Annotated in this window: 1 protein-coding gene; it reads left to right on the forward strand. The window is 71.7% G+C overall.

What is annotated here, in order from left to right; translation table 11 throughout:
- Positions 1-185 precede the first annotated feature (185 nt).
- Complete coding sequence (locus ACFOY6_RS24080; protein WP_379652452.1) at positions 186-1,103, forward strand: LysR family transcriptional regulator; 918 nt, start codon at positions 186-188, stop codon at positions 1,101-1,103.
- Positions 1,104-1,363: the final 260 nt, after the last annotated feature.

Raw genomic sequence — 1,363 nt, forward strand, 5'->3', positions numbered from 1 at the left:
CACCGTCAGGCCGGCGGCCAGGAACAGGGCGCGGAAAGCGGAAACGTTGCGCATGATCGTGTCTCTCATCTCGTGTGTTGCTCAGGCTCTGGCGGGATCGCCCGCCGTCGCAGAGAGAGATGGGCCCCCAGCGGCATCATAAAAACTGCTAAATAAATGATCTAACCCATCAGTCGGAGAGATGGATGATCGACCCCCTGACACTCGACCAGCTGCGCGTCCTGGTGGCCGTGGCGGAGACGGGCAGCTTCTCGGCGGCGGCGCGGCGGCTGCGGCGGGTGCAGTCGGCGGTCAGCCAGTCGATCCAGGCGCTGGAGGGCACGCTGCGCCTCTCCCTGTTCGACCGCACCGGCCGGCGCCCCACGCCCACCGAGGCAGGGCGCGTCATCATCGAGGATGCGCGGCTGATGCTGAAGCAGGCCGAGGTGCTGCGCGCCCGCGCCGACAGCATCACGGGCGGGCTGGAACCGGAGCTGACCATCGCCATCAACCCGCTGATGCCCCCCGCTCCCGCCATGGAGGCGCTGAAGGCGCTGCGGCAGGAATTCCCCAACCTGCCGGTGACGCTGCTGACCGAGGGGCTGAGCTCTCCCGAGCGCCACCTGCGGGACGGCACGGTGCGGCTGGCCATCTATCCGGTGGAGGCGGTCGGGCCGATGGAGCTGGCGGTGGACTTCCTGATGAACGTGCCGATGATTCCGGTGGTGGCCGCCGGCCACCCGCTGGCCCGGCTGGAAGGCCCCCTGGCGCGGGAGGAACTCGCCATGCATGTCCAGCTGGTGCTGACCGATGGCGGGCCGAAGAGCAACTGGTCACGCGGCGTGATCAGCCCGCAGCACTGGCGCTTCGCCGACCTCAACACCCGGCTGGCCTTCCTGCTGGAGGGCTTCGGCTGGTGCAACATGCCGGAGCACATGGTGGCCGCGCATGTCGCCGAGGGGCGCCTCAAGCGGCTGCATCTGTTCGAGGAGAACGGCTTCGCCATCCCGCTGCATGTGGTGCATGAGCGCAGCCGGCCGCCCGGCGTCGCCGGGCGGTGGCTGGTCAACCGGATGCGCCAGGCCCTGGCCCGTTACGGCAGCCCGCCCCTGGCGGCGGCCTGAGCACCGCGCATGCGGAAAGGGCGCCCCACCGGCCGGCGGGGCGCCCTTTCAGGAAGCATGGGCCGGCTGCCCGGGCCGGGGCCCGGAGCCCTCGTCAGCCGAGGCGCGGGCCGGTGCCGAAGCCGCCCCGGGCCGAGGCGCTGTTGCCCACGGGGCCGGGGACGCGGCCGGTGGCGTTGTGCCGCTCGGTGGTGCTCACCGAGGCCACCAGCGGGCTGCCGCTGGGCGAGGCGCTCTGGCCCACATTGGCCGGCAGGCCG

This window comes from Teichococcus aestuarii, assembly GCF_042651065.1.
Lineage (GTDB): Bacteria > Pseudomonadota > Alphaproteobacteria > Acetobacterales > Acetobacteraceae > Pseudoroseomonas > Pseudoroseomonas aestuarii.

What these genes read in the sequence shown, in the direction of transcription:
- ACFOY6_RS24080 (WP_379652452.1), top strand. Translation starts at nt 186, where the DNA reads ATGATCGACCCCCTGACACTCGACCAGCTGCGCGTCCTGGTGGCCGTG.